The organism is Rhizobium sp. NLR22b (assembly GCF_019685295.1).
In the GTDB taxonomy this organism is placed as follows: Bacteria; Pseudomonadota; Alphaproteobacteria; order Rhizobiales; family Rhizobiaceae; genus Rhizobium.
The window spans coordinates 393,284-408,592 of sequence record NZ_JABDWM010000001.1 but is presented as its reverse complement, the minus strand read 5'-3'; the positions used below and the strand labels follow the sequence as shown (position 1 = coordinate 408,592).

The following is a 15,309-nucleotide window of genomic DNA, read 5'->3' as shown; positions in this document are numbered from 1 at the left end:
TGCCCTGCATTAATTCGAGGCGACTGCGTATGTCTTAGATCGGAATTGATTTAAGGATAATGCTGCAGCAGCTCAAAGCCCAGCCGCACCCTTGGCGCATCTGAGACGATGCGCGGCGCTGCGGTAACCGCGTCGATGGAGATCCGATGCCCGCAGTCCTGCGAAAAAAAGTTCACGGCGCGTCCACCCGGGCTGAGGTCATCGACGGTGCAGAGGATATCGGCGTCGCCTATCAGGTGTTTTCCGACACGGTGGTCGAAGACGTCGTCGTCAAGAACTCGCCTCGTGGCTTCAAGTTTCACAACGGCAGCAACCTCGTCGTCAGACGCTGTGAAACGGAGAATGTCAGGGGCGATGGCCTTTATCTGACGAAGACGAAGAACGTTCTTCTGGAAAACAACCGTATGGGGGCGGCTCCGGGCGAGGGCGCGGACTGCTGCCAGTTCGCCTATCAGAACAGCGACGACAATATCAGTTCGGACGTGGTGATCCGCGGCAACCTCTTCCTGCAGTCGCCGACGAGCACCTCGAACAAAGGCGCCCTGGTCTGCGATAAAACCCGGAAATATCTCGTCGAGTACAACTTCATCGGCGGCAAGAATTTCTCCTTTTCATCGATCGGCGACGATGCCGTGGTGCGCAGCAACATCATGCGCGACGGCAGGATGAACGACTATTCCTTCGGTTACGGCATCGGCGACAAGGCAGACCGTACCGGCCATCACGTCTATGACAATTGGATCGAGAACAACAATCGCGGCATTAGCCTGAGCGGCTTTTCCGACCAGGAGCGGGCATTTCGCAAGGACATCGACATCCACGACAACGTCATCAGCGGCTGCGACATCGCCTTTTTCGCCAATCGTCCATGGTCCGGGAGCCTCCGGCGCAACATATTCATTCGATGCGGCCAGGACTTGGTTCTGGCGGGAAAGGGCAAGAGCACCGCCGGCGAGATCGACAGCAATTACCATAATGACGGCAGCTTCTTGAACCTTGTGGCGCCGCCGCTCCGCTTCAATACCGACGGCAAGGCCTCCGTCGCCTCGGGTGAATGGACATCCGAGCCCGATGAGATCGTCATCCAGTGGCGCGACAAGGGATTGGATATTCCTGGCGCTAACCGCCCTTCCATTGCCGTCGAGCCTGGCATGGAATTGTCCTGCGTGCTGTTGGCCCGCAAGGGCCGCAATTGGATGCTGGCGATCGCCGAGACCGCTTATGACGAGTTCACGCCGCGCGCATGGCAGGAAAAGATGCTGCCGTGGCAGAAGCGGTATCTCTCGATCTGAACCAAGTAATCCCGGTATGCCAGGCCCGGAACCAAAGGCCGGTTTTGCCGTTGACTGCCAAGTTCCATCGGTCCGGGAGGGCAGGACAGTCGTGGCACGTCAGGCGTTCTGGAAAGGTTATCTCAAGCTCTCGCTCGTCACCGCCGCCGTCTCGCTGACGCCGGCAACGACCGAAAGCAACAAGTTGCGTTTCCACGTCCTCAATCGCCAGACGAAAAACCGGGTCGAAAGCCGCTATGTCGACAGCGTTACCCATAAACCAGTGGCCGACAGGGACCAGGTCAAGGGCTATCCGCGCGGCGAGGACGATTATGTTCTTCTCGAAGACGAGGAGATCGAGGAAGTCGGGCTCGACAGCACCCGCACCATCGATATCGACAGCTTCGTACCGCGTGGCTCGATCGATTGGGTGTGGTACGACAAGCCGCATTTCCTGGCGCCGGAGGACAAAGTCGGCGTGGAAGCCTTCTGCGTCATCCGCGAGGCGATGAAGGCAAACGACGTCGTCGGCATTGCCCGCCTGGTTCTCTATCGGCGCGAGCGTGCCGTGCTCCTGGAGCCGCAAGGCAAGGGCATCGTGCTCTGGACCCTGCGCTATGGCGACGAGGTGCGCGAACCGTCGGCCGAAATCGACGACAAGGCGGAGATCGACAGCAAGCTGCTGACGCTGATGAAGCGGCTGGTGAAGGAAGAGACGAAGGATTGGAGCCCGGCCATGGTGCAGGACCCGATCCAGAAGCGCCTGAAATCGATGATCCGCGGCAAACAGAAGAGCCTGAAGAAGGCAGCGCCTGCCAAAAAAACCGCACCGGAAAAATCGACCGGCAACGTCATCAACATCATGGATGCGCTGAAGAAGAGCCTGGTTTCGCAAAGCGGGCGGAAGTCGCGTTAGAGCAATTCCAGGAAAAGTGCGAAGCGGTTTTCCCAGGCAAAGCGAAGCGCTTTGCCTGGAATTGCGCAAATCCAAAAGGTCAGAGCGGGATGATTTTACGCTCTAACGCTTCTTCTTTTCCAACGGTTTCGCTGCAGCGAAAAATCCGTCCCAGGGATCTCGCGGCAACGCGTTGAGCCGCGTCGGCGTATTGTCCACCGTGAAATAGGCCGGTCCGACGTCGGCGGTGAGTTCGCTCCACTCCAGCGGCATCGAGACCGCGGCGCCTCGCCGTGCCCGTGTCGAATAAGGCGCGACCGCCGTATTTCCGCGGCCGTTGCGGAGATAGTCGATGAAGATCTTCCCCTTGCGCTTGGCCTTCGTTGCCGTCGCCAGATAGCGGTCGGGATCGTCGGCGGCCATGCTGTCGGCGAGCCACTTGGCGAAACCCTTCACTTCGGCCCAGCTGGCCTTCGGCGTGAGCGGCGTCACCACATGCAGCCCCTTGCCGCCCGAGGTCTTGACGAAGGCGGCGAGGCCTTCGGCCTCCAGCCGCTCCTTCAGTTGGTAAGCAGCGGCGATCACATCTGCCCACGCCACCCCGTCATCGGGATCGAAGTCCATGGTGATCATATCGGGCTTTTCCCAATTGTCGGTCGTTGTGCCCCAGGGGTGGATTTCCAGCGCGGCCGATTGCACCAGCGCCACGATCCCGTCGAAATCGGTAATTCTGAGCAGCTTCTCCCCCTGCCTGTCCTTGGGATCGGTAATCTCCTGGATATGCGGGTTCATGCCCTTCCAGGCGTGCTTCTGGAAAAACCGCTGCCGGCCATTGATCCCGTCCGGCAGGCGCAGGAGCGCCAGCGGCCGGTTGACGACGTAAGGCGCCATGAAGCGCCAGACCTGGGCGTAATAATTCGCCAGCCCCTCCTTGGTAACGCCCTCGTCCGGCCAGTAGAAGCGGTCGGGATGGGTGAGTGTCACAGCCGATTTCGGCAGAGCAGGGGCCATGGTCTTTTCCGTCTCGCGCGTCACGTCCTTCGCAGGCTTGTCTTCTCGCAGACCGCGGAAGGCGGCATGGCGCAGATTGCCATCGGCCGACCAGGCGCGGAACTCGACCTCGCCAACCAGCTGCGGCTTCACATAGATCAGACCGCGCCGCTCCTCCGATGTCAGCTTGTCGTCGAATGATGTCTCGTTCTGCGTCAGGCGCGACAGTTTCTCATAAAGCATCCGCGCGGTCGCCGCCGTATATCCGGTGCCGACGCGCCCGACATGTTTGAGTTCGCCGTCCTGGTAATAGCCCATCGCCAGCGAGCCGATCGCATTCTTCATCGATGTCGACGGCACGTAGCCGCCGATGACGAATTCCTGCCGGTACGAACATTTCGATTTGATCCAATCGCCTTTGCGTCCCGACGTGTATTTGCTATCGCGCAGTTTGGAAATCACCCCTTCGAGGCTGAGCCGGCAGGCATGGTCAAGCACCAGGCCGCCGCTTTCGTTGAAATGCGCGCTGTAGCGCAGCTTGTCGTTATTGTCGGGCAGCAGGCTTTCGAGCAGCTGCTTGCGATCGGTGAGCGCCACATTCACCAGGCTGTGGCCGTCGAGGTGGAAAAGATCGAAGGCATAGAAGACGAAGCGATCGTCGCGGCCCTCGCTCAGATCGCGTTGGAGCGCCGAGAAATCCGAGGCGCCGCTATCGCGCTCGACGACGATTTCGCCGTCGATCACCCCCGATTGCACCGGCAGGGCGGCAAAGGCCTCGAGCACCTCGCTGCCGAATTTCTCCGTCCAGTCGAGGCCGCTGCGGGTCAACATTCTGACCTTGCCGTTCTCGACCCTGACCTGCAGCCGGTAGCCGTCGAACTTGATTTCGTGGATCCAGCGATCACCAGCCGGCGGCTTCGTCTTTAACCTGGCAAGCGCCGGTTCGATGAAATCGGGCATTGCGGCCTTGCGAGCACCCTTCGGCCAGTCGCGTTCTCCTGGTGCGGCGGCTTCGGCCTTTGAAGCCGGTCTTTTAGCGGCAGCCGGCTTGCCGTCTTTCGACTTGGAGGTCCAGGTCGTATCCGGATTTCCCGCCACCTCTTCGAGCCGGCGGCCGGTCTTTGCCGATTCCGGCCGCTCCTGAAGAATGTCGCCGTCGTGGCGCGCCGCGGCATCATCTCCCTTGATCAGCAGCCAGTTCTCCCGCTTTTCCCCGGGCCGGCCATGCATGCGCACGAGGTGCCAGCGGCCCTTCAGCTTTTCGCCATCGAGCTCGAATTCCATATGGCCCTCGCGATAGTCCTTGTGCGCATCGCCGAGGGGCGTCCAAGTGCCGCGATCCCAGACGATGACAGTGCCGCTGCCATATTGACCTTTTGGAATGATGCCTTCGAAATCGCCATAGGAAAGCGGGTGATCTTCGACGTGTACGGCAAGGCGCTTGTCCTCGGGGTTGAGGCTCGGCCCTTTGGTCACGGCCCAGCTCCTCAGCACCCCATCCATCTCCAGGCGGAAGTCATAGTGCAGCCTCGTTGCATCATGCTTCTGGATGACGAAACTGTTGCCGCTGCTGCGGCCCAAGCGACCACGTGGCTCCGGAGTGAGTTTGAAATTGCGCTTCGCCTCATAGGTCTCGAGGGCCATCTCAGCCTGCCTTCTTCCTTAGGCTATCGCTGCGCGCCGGCGCCTTCTTCTTTGCCGACGCCTTCTTCGCCGTCTTGCCGCTCATCCCCGCGCTTTGGCGCAGCGCCTCCATCAGGTCGACGACCTTGCCCTCCGGCGCCGGTTCCTTCTTCGGCGCTGCCCGGCCCTCGATCTTTGCTTTCACCAGTTCGACGAGGGCCGCTTCGTAGCGATCCTCGTAGGCACTCGGATCGAAGCTGCCGCGCTTGGTTTCGATGATGTGACCGGCGAGTTCGAGCATCTCCTTGTCGAACTTGACGTCGGGAATGTCTTTGAAGACCGAGTCGGCCGAGCGCACCTCATAGTCGAAGTTCAGCGTGGTCGCGATGATGCGGCCGTCATGAGGCCGGATCAGCAGCGTTCGGATGCGCCGGAAAAGCACGGCTTCGGCGAGCGCCGCGACCTTGCCGTCGCGCATGCTGCGGACGATCAGCGACAGCGCCTCCTCATCATGTTCGTCGACAGGTGCGAGGTAATAGGGACGATCGAAATAAAGCTTGTCGATATCGTCATAGGCGATGAAAGCTTTGACGTTGAGCAGCTTGTCGCTCTCCGGCACGATCTCTGCGATCTCGTCTCCTTCGATGACGACGTAGTCGCCATTCTCCATCTGATAACCTTTGACCTGCTCGTCCCGCTCGACCGGTTTGCCGGTCTCGCTGTCGACGAATTGCCGTTCCACCCGGTGTCCCGTCCTGCGGTTGATGATGTTGAAGGAAACCCGGTCCGAGGAGAAGATGGCGGTATAAAGCCCGACGGCGCAAGCAAGGTCGCCTACCTTCAGATGACCTTTCCAGCTTGCCCGCGCGGCCATGCCATCCTCCGTTGCAAATCACAGACGACTGTTGCTCTTATCTGTTTCGAGTTCCTGAAACGCCCAGCCGCCATCGGGTGAAGGATAGGCGAGCAACGCGTCGCCATCGCCGATTTTCTGACGTGACGCAGCATCCTTGGCGTGGACAATCGCTTCCTCAGCCGTCGCATAGGTTTCCGACAACGTGTCGCCGAGCTTGTAGGCCCAGCCATTGTCATGCGGCACGACCTGATAGGTGATGTCAGCCATTTCGGATCTCCTCTTTTCAGTTCGATGGCGGCATGATGCCGGTCGAAAACCGCGCACGCTTCGGCATCACGCCTAGTTCCGATGTGGTTTGCGTCTTTCATCGAGCGCGATGATTTTCTCCAGGGAGGCGATGTCCTCGGTGACGACGGGAACCGGATCGGCCGCGATAGCCTCAAGCACCTCCTGCGAGATGGCGCCGTTGCGGATGGCCCATTCCAGCGTCTCGCGCGTTTCCCGCTCGGCCTTCAGCTGTGCATAGAGCGCGACAATCAGCCGGTCGCGGGCGTCCATCCGCCGGTCCTGACGATGCATGTTGCGGGCATGCGGCATCGTTATGCACCTTTGTCACTGATTTCGTTCAGGTGTAGTCAACTGATGACGGAAGGAAAGGTTCCGTTACCAAGCATCGCGCCGTCATTGCGGGCCGAGGCGTAACTCGCTATTTCTGCGAGGCTGTTGTCAGAGGAACTTTTCATGGCCGATCTCAAGGCTCGCCCCCGTCCGACAGGTGCTATCGCCACTCTCGGCCGTACCGGCTTTCCGCATGTCACGTCCACCACCAAGGGTGAGATCGATATCGTCACCGCCCCTTCTCAGCCGGGCTTCAGCCCGCTCGATCTGCTCTATGCCTCGCTCTCGGCCTGTCTCGTGCTCAGCGCCCGCATTGCAGCCAGTCAGATGGGGGTTCTCGACAGGATCAGCGAGATCACCGCCGACGTCACCGGCGAGAAGGCGGCGGAAGGGCTCTCACGCGTTGCAAAATTCAACATCGTCTTCTCGATCAAGGGCGATGTCGACGAAGAGACCCGCCGCAAGATCGTCGATGCTGCCGAAGAGGAGATCTGCACAGTCAGCAACACCATCCGCGGCAATCCCGAATTCTCGACCACGATAGTGGGATAGAGGTCGCACTCGAAACCCAATAAAATTTATAGACAATTCGCGGTGAGGGAGATTGCGCGGGAAATGTCCGGCATTTATGCTCGGCCATCGCAAGTGAATATCCCGGCCGTCATGCATCCGAAGCCTCTCCCGAAGTCCGAACGATCCGTCGTCGCCATTATCGGCGGCGGCCTCTCCGGCGCGGGCGTCGCCTATCATCTCGCCAGGGCAAATTGCGGTGAGCGCCCCATCATCATGGTCTTCGAACCGCGCGCGGAGCTCGGCCGCGGCCTTGCCTATGACACGGACGATCCGGCGCACCGTATCAATGTTCCCGCCGCCAAGATGAGCCTGCAGCCCGACGACCTGGGCGGATTCCAGGCTTGGATCGAAGCTCGCGACGCCGTCGCGGACGATCCGGGGGCGAGGCAACCGGACGGCATGCTCTTCCCCCGGCGCCGGCTCTTCGGCGAATATGTCGCCTCCCTGCTGAAACCGCTGCTGGAAGAGGGCGTCGTGCTCCACAACCGCGCCCGCGTGACCGGTCTCGAGCGCCGGGGCGGCCGCTGGTCGATCCAGGACGACAAAGGCGGGGTGACGGAGGCCGATATAGTTGCGATCGCCACCAGCCATCCGCCGCCGGCAGCGCCGGGCCGGCTTGCCGCCAGCTTGGCCGCCCATCCCCGCTTCGTCGCCGATACCACCAAGCCGGGCGCGCTCGGCGTGATCCGTCGGCATGACCGGGTGCTGGTCATCGGCAACGGCTTGACGGCCGCCGATGTCATCGCCTCTCTTGCCGAGTGCGGTCATGATGGCCCTGTGACGGCGATCTCGCGCCGCGGCCTGCGTTCGCGCGGCCATGCGCCGGAACCGCAGCAGCTCTTTGGAGACTTCGTCTCCCAGGCCGCGCATTCCGCCCTTGCGCTGCTTGTCAGGATCCGCGCCGACATAGAGGCCGCGAAGGCGCAGGGCATAAGTTGGCACGGCGTGATTGATCAGGTGCGGGCGCAGGGATACGAACTCTGGCAGGCGCTGCCGATCGCCGAACGGCGCCGTCTCGTCCGCCATCTGCGTCCCTATTGGGATGTGCATCGCTTTCGCATCGCGCCGCAGGTGGAAGCCGTGCTCGACGCGGCGATTGCCGCCGGCCGCCTGGAAGTCCTTGCCGGGTCGGTCGCCGATGCGCGCATTGAAGGAGAGCTTGTTCTTTGCACCCTGCAGCCGCGCCATCGGCGTCAGTCCCTGGAGCGGAGCTATGACGCCGTCGTCGTCACCACGGGCCCGGCGCATGGCGGCATTCTCGAAACTCAGCCCTGGCTCGCGGCGCTTGCTGCAAGCGGCCACCTGTCGCTTGACCCGACAGGCCTCGGCCTTGCCTGCACCGAGCAGTCGGAGGCGATCGGCCCGTCGGGAAAGGCGGATCCTTCGCTACTGATCTCCGGTCCACTGGCGCGCGGCACTTTCGGCGAACTGATGGGGCTGCCGCAGGTGACCGAGCATGCCTTCTTCGTTGCAGGCGAAATCGCCGCAAAGCTGCGGCTGGCCGAGACGAACACCCGCCCGGCCTGATTTTCCGTTCCGATGTCGTTCTTCGACTGTCGCCGGCACATGACTTCTGCTACGCACGCTCCAGTCAATGGCCCGCCGCCAATGTTCGGGCAATCAAGAAAATCGAGACCATGTCGCAGACCGCTTCCACTCTCTCCGAAGCCTCGCCTTCCAACCGTCTGGCGCTGGCCGCTCTTGTTGTCGGCGGGGCGGCGATCGGCGGCTCGCCGATCTTCGTTCGGCTGTCCGAAGCCGGGCCGATGGCCACTGCCTTCTGGCGTGTGGCGCTGGCGCTGATCCCGATCTTCATCGTCTCGCTCATGAAGAAGGATAGGGGGCCGAAGCCGCAAAGCCTCTCCGATTATGGGCTGCTGGTTCTTCCGGGCCTCATGCTGGCGCTCGACCTCGCCGCCTGGCATCTTTCGCTCACCATGACCTCGGTCGCCAACGCGACGCTGCTCGCAAACCTCGCGCCTGTTTTCGTCACGCTGATCGCCGTCCTGTTTTTCAAGGCGCGAACCAGCGGTGTTTTCCTGCTGGGGCTGGTCCTGGCGCTTGCCGGCGTCGTTATCCTAAAAGGCGGACCGGCAGGGCTCGGCAATGGCGGCTTGAGCGGCGACGGCACCGCGATGATCGCCGCTTTCTTCTATGCCTGCTATATCCTGGCGATCGGCAGGCTGCGCAGCCGGTTCGATACGATCCGCATCATGCTGTGGAGCACGGCATCGGCTGCCGTCTGCATCTTCCCGATCGCCTTCTTCTTCGAAGGGCAGATGCTGCCGGCGACCCTCTACGGCTGGTCGATCCTCTTCGGCCTCGCCTTTGTCAGTCATGCCGGCGGGCAGGTGGCGATCACCTATGCGCTGGCCTATCTGCCGCCCGCCTTTTCATCGCTGACGCTGCTGTTGCAGCCGGTCGTCGCCGCAATCCTCGCCTGGGCGCTGCTCGACGAGGCGATCGGGACGATGCAGGCGCTGGGCGCCGGGGTGGTGCTCGCCGGCATCATGGTTGCCCGAACGGCTCGCTCGCCGGCCTGACCGCTTGCTGCTCCAGCGGCGCTGGATCGTCCCCCATTCTCTGAAGCAGCCACTTTTGGATGATCGGCACATCGGCGTCGCCGAGATCGTGGCCGCCGGGGATGACGTCGGAATCGACGGTGGCGCCGGAACTCTTCAGCCGGTCCTCCAGGTCGCTCGCATATTTGCCGTAGGCATCGGTCTTGCCGCTGATGACGAGCAGGTCCGTGCCCTTCAGATCGGCATGCGGATAGTCACTGAGCACAGGCATGGAGCGCAGCAGTACCGCCTTGTGAACGAGGTTCGGATGCAGGTAGAGCAGCGAGTTCAAGAGGTTGGCGCCATTGGAATAGCCGACATAGACGATCTTCTTCGGATCGAGGCCGTAGGATTTGACGGCGCCTTCGATGAAGGCCGCAAAGGCTTCGGCCTCGGTCTTGATGTCGTTCTGGTCGAAAGAGAAGGGTGTAATGCGCTTGTACCAGCGCGGAAAGCCTTCTTCCGTCGCCCGGCCCCGCACGCCCATCAGTGTTGCGCGCGGTGCCGCCTTGTTGAGGAGCGGCATCAGCGTCGTCTCATTGCCGCCCGAGCCGTGCAGAAGCACGAAGACACTGCCGTCAGGATTCGGCGGCGTGTAGAAGCGATGAACGAACGGCAGCTCGCGGTAATTGATGCGCGGCTGGCCGGGCAACGAAAATTGCGGCAGAACCACCTTGAGGTCGTCGAGATTGGTGATCGCTTCCGGCGGCGCGAAGAGCTTGGTGCCGAGGGCTGCATTCTCTTCGTCAACAGTCATGCCGGGCTTGTCGGTTGCAAGCTCCACCAGCGTGCCGCCGGGCTCGCGGGCATAGAGCGAGCGGAAATACTTGCGGTCGTGCATGTTGGTCGGCGATGCATCGGTCTTCTCCAGCGCCTTGGATACCGAAAGCAGCGCCTCCTCATCGGCGGCCCGGAAAGCGACATGATCGACCGTGCCGGTCCCCGGCGCACCGGACCAGAAGCCGCGTGCATCGCGCACATCGATGACATCGCCCGATTGCGACACCAGCCTGTCGATCGTGCCGCGGTTGGCCAGGAAGCGGTAGCCGAAATGGCGCTCGAGGAAGCTGCGGCTCTCGGCCGGCTTTTCCGTCAGCATGGTTGCGCCGCGCACCCGCTGGACGGCATGCCCGACCGGGATCGCGGCGCCGTCCCAGACAGCCGGCGATGTCAGGTCCTTTGCGCCCGCGAGCTTGAGAATGATATTGTCGGGGTCTTTCAACCTGAGGACAGGCTCGCCGAATTCATCGGCGGGTCCTTCCGAGCGCAGGCCGAAGCTCATGGCGCGCGTCAGCCAGTAGCCGATGCTCGCCGGATCGATCGCCAGCGAAATTTCGCTGATCTGGCCGTAGCCCGCCCGGCCGGGCGCGCCATCTTCCCAGACGAGGAAGCTGACGAGCGAACCCGGCGTGCCTGCCGAATCGCCGTAGAAGAGATGGAGCTGCGTCGCATCCTCGTAGCCGGCCGTCTGCTTGACGAGCCGCATGCCGAGAAAGCCGGCGTAAAAATCCACGTTCGCCTGCACCTTTCGGGTGATGGCTGTAACGTGATGTATGCCTGATACCATCGAGAGCAGTCCTGATTGAAGCGGCGTCGTCAGGAGCGCGAGTATGAGAGCTGCGAAAGTCATACCGTTGCCAATGACCACCGCTTAGTTTTGTTCCGCGCAAAGCGCAAGCGAATCGCCGCGCTGGAGCAGTTCCAGATGGTCGACATCTTCGAGCGCCTCTTCCAGTTGCTGCAGGGTCGGCGGCTTCACCATATAGGCGCGCGCGCCGAGATTTCTGGCCCGCTGCATGTCGGTCTCATCGCTTGAGGTGCTGAGAATGCAGACGGGAATCCGTTTCAGACGGGCATCGGCCGAAAGCGCGTTCAACACCTCGAAACCATCCATGATCGGCATGTTGATGTCGAGCAGCATCAGGTCGATCTGCGGGACGTCGGCTATGCCGGCGCGCTCTTCGAGCAGCCGCATCGCCTCGCGCCCATTGGTGGCGACATGCAGGTTGAAGGCCACCTTCTCCCGCCGCATCAGCTTGATCTTCAGAATCTGGATGTCGGCGGGACTGTCTTCGACCAGCAGCACCTCGGCAAGCCTGCCGGAACCCTCGCCCGGCTGCTCCGCCGGCTTCAGGCTGGGCGGAACGGCTGATGCGGCGGGCGGCGCGGGCCGTGCCGCGGCGAGCGGCATCTCGACGACGAAGGTGGCGCCAGGTCCCTTCTCCGGTTCGCACCAGATCGAGCCGCCATGCAGCTGCGCGATGCGTCGGCAGATGGCAAGGCCGAGCCCGGTGCCCTCGATGCCGCGGCCGACGAGCCGTTTGAACGGCTGGAAGATCAACTCGCGGTGCTGGGGATCGATGCCCGGTCCATTGTCACGCACCGTCAGGCGGCAGCTATTCCCATGCGCTTCGCCCGAGATCTGGACCTCCGGAACCTTTTGATCGCAGTAGCGGATGGCATTCGACACCAGGTTCTGGAGAAGCTGGGTCAGCAGTGTCGCATCGCCCATCACCTCCGGCAGCGGCCCGCGGATGATGACGGCCCCGCGGCTCTCCATCTGCTGGCGCAGATTGTTCTCCACTTGGTCGAGCACATCAGACAGCGAGACCGGCGTCAACTCCGGCCCGCCATAGGCTTCGAGCTTGGTGAAGTTCGAAACCTTGACGATCAGGTCTTCCATATGGTCGGCGGCGCTCAGGACATAATCGAGCAGCTCGCGGTCTTCCGCCGGAAGCACTGCAGAACCGTGCAGGATCCGGCTGAAGGACTTGATCGTCCTCAGCGGCTCCTTCAGATCATGCGCCATGGCGCGTGTGAAGATCTCCAGCGATTGCCGCTTCTGCTCCAGCTGGCCTTCCAGCATGCCGTGCATGATGGCGTTCTGGATGCAGCGATGCAGCGTTTCGGGTGAAAGGGAATCCTTGGTGAGATAGTCGCGCGCGCCGCTCTTCATCACCTCGACGGCGACGGTTTCGCTGCCCTGGCCGGTCAGCATGATGACGTTTGCGGCGGGATCGTCCTCCAATATATCGGCAAGAACGCCGAGTCCGTCGCGCCCCGGCAGCGAATAGTCGAGCAGGATGCAGTTCGGCCGTTTCCGGCTGTTCAGCGCAAGTCCCTCTTCACCGGTCTCCGCCTCGAGGACGGTATAGGCCGTGCTGGAGACACGTCGAAGGATGCGGCGATAGACCTCGCGGTCGTCGATGTTGTCGTCGATGATGAGAATGCAGCAGTCTTCCGCCAAACTGTCAGTCCTCGAGCGGCAGGATCGCGATTTCGAACCAGTATTCCTTCAGCCGCTGGATCGCGGCGAAGAGGCCGTCGAGATCGACCGGCTTCTGCACATAGGTGTTGGCGCCGAGCGCGTAGCAGCCTTCGATGTCGCGTTCATCGTCTGACGTCGTCAGGATCACCACCGGGATCTTGCGCCAGCCGTCGTTCGACTTGATCGCCTGCAGCGTCTTGCGGCCATCGAGACCCGGCATGTTGAGATCGAGCAGGATCAGCCCTGGTTTCGGCGCCATCACGGCGAGCATGTCGAGGGCTTCCTGACCCGAGGCGGCCCATCGGATCGAGTTGCGCAGGTTGGTCCGTTTGAAGGCGCGCATCGTCGCTTCGAAATCGTCTTCACTGTCTTCGACGATCAAGATCGGTTGCGTGTCACGCTGCTGCATTCTGCCCCTCGCGCTTTCTTCCCAGGGTGAAATAGAACGTGGTGCCGACGCCGACTTCGGACTCCAGCCAGATATCGCCGTTGTGCCGCGCGATGATCTTGCGGACGAAGGTGAGGCCTGCTCCGGTCCCGTCGTCGGAATCCTGCGACTTTTCGAGCCGTTTGAAAATGCGGAAAATGTCCTCATGGAATTCCTGGGGTATTCCCTTGCCGTTATCCCTAACGAAAAACACGTTGCGGGCAACCGTGCCGTCCTTGCCGACGAACCGTTCGAGATAGCCGATCGAGACTAACGGCGCCGGCTTGTCGTTGTATTTGATCGCATTGGTGATGAGATTGCGGAACACTTCGGTCAGCCGCGGCGCGTCGCAGACCACGTCAGGCAGCCGGCCGTCGGTGACGACCCTGGCATGCCGCTCTTCCAGCAACAGCTCCATCGTCGCGACCACATCCTTGACGATCAGGCCGATATCGGTGCGTTTGACTGCCAGCTGCTGCCGACCGAGCCGGGAGAAGTAGAGCAGGTCGTTGACGAGCTTCTCCATCCGCTGGCTGAGACGCACGAGCCGGTTCAGCCGGCGCACGCCGTCCACGTCGAGCTTGTCCTCATAATCCTCGAGGAGGAAACGCGAGTGGTTGTGCAGGCCACGCAGCGGCTCCTTCAGATCATGCGAGGCAATATAGGCGAATTCGTCCAGGTCGTGGTTGCTGCGCTCGAGCTCCGCCGTATAGGCCTCGAGCTGGGCAAGCGTCGTTTTCATCCGTTCTTCCTGCCGCACGCGCTCGCTGATATCGCGTACGATGCCGACGAAGGTCTTGGTCTCGCCGCTGACGACAACGCTGATGGACACTTCGATCGGGAAGACGATGCCGTTCTTGCGCCGACCGGAGACCATCCGCGTCGTTCCGATGATACGTTCCTCGCCGGTCTGCCGGTAATGGGAGAGATAGCCGTCATGCTCGGAATGATAAGGCTCGGGCATCAGCATCTTGATGTTCCGGCCGATCGTTTCCTGCGGCGAATAGCCGAACATGATCTCGGCTGCCGGATTGAAACTCTTGATCGTTCCACGTCCGTCGATGACGAGGACGGCATCCGGCGTGCTGCGCGCCAGCGCGCCGAAGCGAACGCGTTCGGCTTCCAGGTTGTTGTTGTTGCGCAGGAAATAGAAGATAAGGATGGCGATCAGCCAGAGGGTGGCAGCGGTGATGGTGCGGTTGGCGATCTCCTGCCAGAATGCCGCCTCGTCATGCCTGACGGCGAAGAAGCCGAGCATGAGGAGCACGGTGCAGGCAAAGGCGAAGAAGAGCGGCGCATTCCTGTTGCCGAACCAGAGGGCCGTCAGCACCAGCGGCACATAAAGAATGCCGTTGGCAAGGCCGAGCGGCGTATAGAGATCGACGACAAGGCCGGTGAAGCAGACCGCCGCCGGAATCCAGAGCGGAATCTGCGCCCGGTTTGTCGGCTGCATCCACCAGGAGCGGGCAAGCAGGCCCGCGCCGAAAAGCACCATTCCGATCGCCGTGTGCAAAGCCATCGCCGCATAGGGGCCCCAGCGGTAGCCCTGTTCGGCGTCGGTGAGATAGCCGGCGAGCGCGATCATGCCGAGCGTGACGACGACATAGGCGGTCAGCTCCTGCACCACCTGATTTCCAGACTTTTCCACATGAAGCGAGAGCAGCAGCGAAAGATTGGCGATCAGAAAGATCAGCGCTGTATTGGGTCCCATGCCGCCGCCGATCTCTGCGATGAAATCGGGCGGAATCACCCAGCCAGTGATCAACTGGTCGACATAGTGGACGGTCCGGCCGGCGGTGACGATTTCCACGAGCCGGGCTGCCGCGATCGCCGCTGCAAACCCAGTCATGACAGTTGCCATTGTAAGAAAGCGACGGGCGGAAAACGTCGATGCGGCAAGCCCAAGGCCGGACAGTATGAAGCAGAGCCCGGTGTTGAAGGCCATCGACGGAAAGCCGGGGAAGAGCGAAATGATGAGCTTGATCTGCAACAGCCAGCCGGCAAGGGCGCTCACCCCGAGAAGGAACAGCAGGCAACCGACCGCAATCGCGAAGGCACGGTAGCGCCATCGCCTCCGCTGGTCCTGCAGGTCCACGTTGCCCTTATCCTGCACCCGTGTATCCTCTCTCGGTTCGCGCGGCCATTTTTTCCGAAATCGAGGAATACTCAATAGGCAGTGGACGCCGCCATCGCGCTTTTTCCGAAATGATTTTTCGATCGGGCAGAT

13 protein-coding genes are annotated in these 15,309 nt (G+C 61.7%); 5 read left to right on the top strand and 8 right to left on the bottom strand.

The window, feature by feature from the left end:
- Window positions 1–146 precede the first annotated feature (146 nt).
- The gene (locus HJC00_RS01895; RefSeq protein ID WP_221163561.1) at window positions 147–1,292 is read left to right on the top strand and encodes a right-handed parallel beta-helix repeat-containing protein; all 1,146 of its coding nucleotides are present in this window, start codon (window positions 147–149) and stop codon (window positions 1,290–1,292) included.
- 91 nt (window positions 1,293–1,383) lie between these two features.
- Window positions 1,384–2,187: a Ku protein gene (locus HJC00_RS01890; RefSeq protein WP_221145969.1), complete on the top strand. Its 804-nt coding sequence runs from the start codon at window positions 1,384–1,386 to the stop codon at window positions 2,185–2,187.
- Between the two features lie 102 nt (window positions 2,188–2,289).
- Here the strand turns inward: HJC00_RS01890 and ligD are convergent, their stop codons facing one another.
- The 4 genes from ligD to HJC00_RS01870 all read right to left on the bottom strand — a co-directional run bounded on the left by ligD (window position 2,290) and on the right by HJC00_RS01870 (window position 6,232).
- The gene (gene ligD / locus HJC00_RS01885) at window positions 2,290–4,800 is read right to left on the bottom strand and encodes a DNA ligase D (protein WP_221163560.1); all 2,511 of its coding nucleotides are present in this window, start codon (window positions 4,798–4,800) and stop codon (window positions 2,290–2,292) included.
- 1 nt (window position 4,801) lies between these two features.
- Window positions 4,802–5,653, bottom strand: a complete 852-nt coding sequence (locus HJC00_RS01880; protein ID WP_221163559.1) for a Ku protein — start codon at window positions 5,651–5,653, stop codon at window positions 4,802–4,804.
- Between the two features lie 18 nt (window positions 5,654–5,671).
- Window positions 5,672–5,902, bottom strand: coding sequence for a DUF2188 domain-containing protein (locus HJC00_RS01875; RefSeq protein WP_210629242.1), 231 nt, complete (start codon window positions 5,900–5,902; stop codon window positions 5,672–5,674).
- Window positions 5,903–5,974: 72 nt separating this feature from the next.
- Window positions 5,975–6,232 (bottom strand): hypothetical protein, encoded by a 258-nt coding sequence (locus HJC00_RS01870; RefSeq protein WP_221163558.1) that lies wholly within the window; start codon window positions 6,230–6,232, stop codon window positions 5,975–5,977.
- 144 nt (window positions 6,233–6,376) lie between these two features.
- Here HJC00_RS01870 and HJC00_RS01865 point away from each other — a divergent pair, with 144 nt between their 5' ends.
- The 3 genes from HJC00_RS01865 to HJC00_RS01855 all read left to right on the top strand — a co-directional run bounded on the left by HJC00_RS01865 (window position 6,377) and on the right by HJC00_RS01855 (window position 9,369).
- On the top strand, window positions 6,377–6,805 hold the full coding sequence (locus HJC00_RS01865) for an OsmC family protein (RefSeq protein WP_210629240.1): 429 nt from the start codon (window positions 6,377–6,379) through the stop codon (window positions 6,803–6,805).
- A 63-nt stretch (window positions 6,806–6,868) separates the two neighbouring features.
- Window positions 6,869–8,353 (top strand): FAD/NAD(P)-binding protein, encoded by a 1,485-nt coding sequence (locus HJC00_RS01860; RefSeq protein WP_221163557.1) that lies wholly within the window; start codon window positions 6,869–6,871, stop codon window positions 8,351–8,353.
- A 110-nt stretch (window positions 8,354–8,463) separates the two neighbouring features.
- Window positions 8,464–9,369: a DMT family transporter gene (locus HJC00_RS01855; protein WP_210629238.1), complete on the top strand. Its 906-nt coding sequence runs from the start codon at window positions 8,464–8,466 to the stop codon at window positions 9,367–9,369.
- On the opposite strand, the gene HJC00_RS01850 is transcribed toward HJC00_RS01855, so the two are convergent.
- Genes HJC00_RS01850 through HJC00_RS01835 form a run of 4 tightly spaced genes read right to left on the bottom strand, consistent with a single transcriptional unit; the run spans window position 9,335 to window position 15,195 of the window.
- Complete coding sequence (locus HJC00_RS01850) at window positions 9,335–11,017, bottom strand: VOC family protein (RefSeq protein ID WP_259672182.1); 1,683 nt, start codon at window positions 11,015–11,017, stop codon at window positions 9,335–9,337. The genes HJC00_RS01855 and HJC00_RS01850 overlap by 35 nt on opposite strands.
- Before the next feature lie 21 nt (window positions 11,018–11,038).
- On the bottom strand, window positions 11,039–12,634 hold the full coding sequence (locus HJC00_RS01845; protein WP_210629236.1) for a response regulator: 1,596 nt from the start codon (window positions 12,632–12,634) through the stop codon (window positions 11,039–11,041).
- Between the two features lie 4 nt (window positions 12,635–12,638).
- Window positions 12,639–13,064 carry a response regulator gene (locus HJC00_RS01840; RefSeq protein WP_210629235.1) on the bottom strand — a complete coding sequence of 142 codons (426 nt, stop codon included), beginning with the start codon at window positions 13,062–13,064 and terminating at the stop codon, window positions 12,639–12,641.
- Window positions 13,051–15,195 (bottom strand): PAS domain S-box protein, encoded by a 2,145-nt coding sequence (locus HJC00_RS01835; protein WP_210629234.1) that lies wholly within the window; start codon window positions 15,193–15,195, stop codon window positions 13,051–13,053. The genes HJC00_RS01840 and HJC00_RS01835 overlap by 14 nt, the downstream gene beginning before the upstream one ends.
- Between the last annotated feature and the right edge of the window lie 114 nt (window positions 15,196–15,309).

Bases quoted from the DNA above. Each gene is read 5' to 3' on its own strand.
- HJC00_RS01895 (WP_221163561.1), top strand. From the start codon at position 147: ATGCCCGCAGTCCTGCGAAAAAAAGTTCACGGCGCGTCCACCCGGGCT.
- ligD (WP_221163560.1), bottom strand. From the start codon at position 4,800: ATGGCCCTCGAGACCTATGAGGCGAAGCGCAATTTCAAACTCACTCCG.
- HJC00_RS01880 (WP_221163559.1), bottom strand. From the start codon at position 5,653: ATGGCCGCGCGGGCAAGCTGGAAAGGTCATCTGAAGGTAGGCGACCTT.
- HJC00_RS01875 (WP_210629242.1), bottom strand. From the start codon at position 5,902: ATGGCTGACATCACCTATCAGGTCGTGCCGCATGACAATGGCTGGGCC.
- HJC00_RS01870 (WP_221163558.1), bottom strand. From the start codon at position 6,232: ATGCCGCATGCCCGCAACATGCATCGTCAGGACCGGCGGATGGACGCC.
- HJC00_RS01865 (WP_210629240.1), top strand. From the start codon at position 6,377: ATGGCCGATCTCAAGGCTCGCCCCCGTCCGACAGGTGCTATCGCCACT.
- HJC00_RS01860 (WP_221163557.1), top strand. From the start codon at position 6,869: ATGTCCGGCATTTATGCTCGGCCATCGCAAGTGAATATCCCGGCCGTC.
- HJC00_RS01855 (WP_210629238.1), top strand. From the start codon at position 8,464: ATGTCGCAGACCGCTTCCACTCTCTCCGAAGCCTCGCCTTCCAACCGT.
- HJC00_RS01850 (WP_259672182.1), bottom strand. From the start codon at position 11,017: ATGACTTTCGCAGCTCTCATACTCGCGCTCCTGACGACGCCGCTTCAA.
- HJC00_RS01840 (WP_210629235.1), bottom strand. From the start codon at position 13,064: ATGCAGCAGCGTGACACGCAACCGATCTTGATCGTCGAAGACAGTGAA.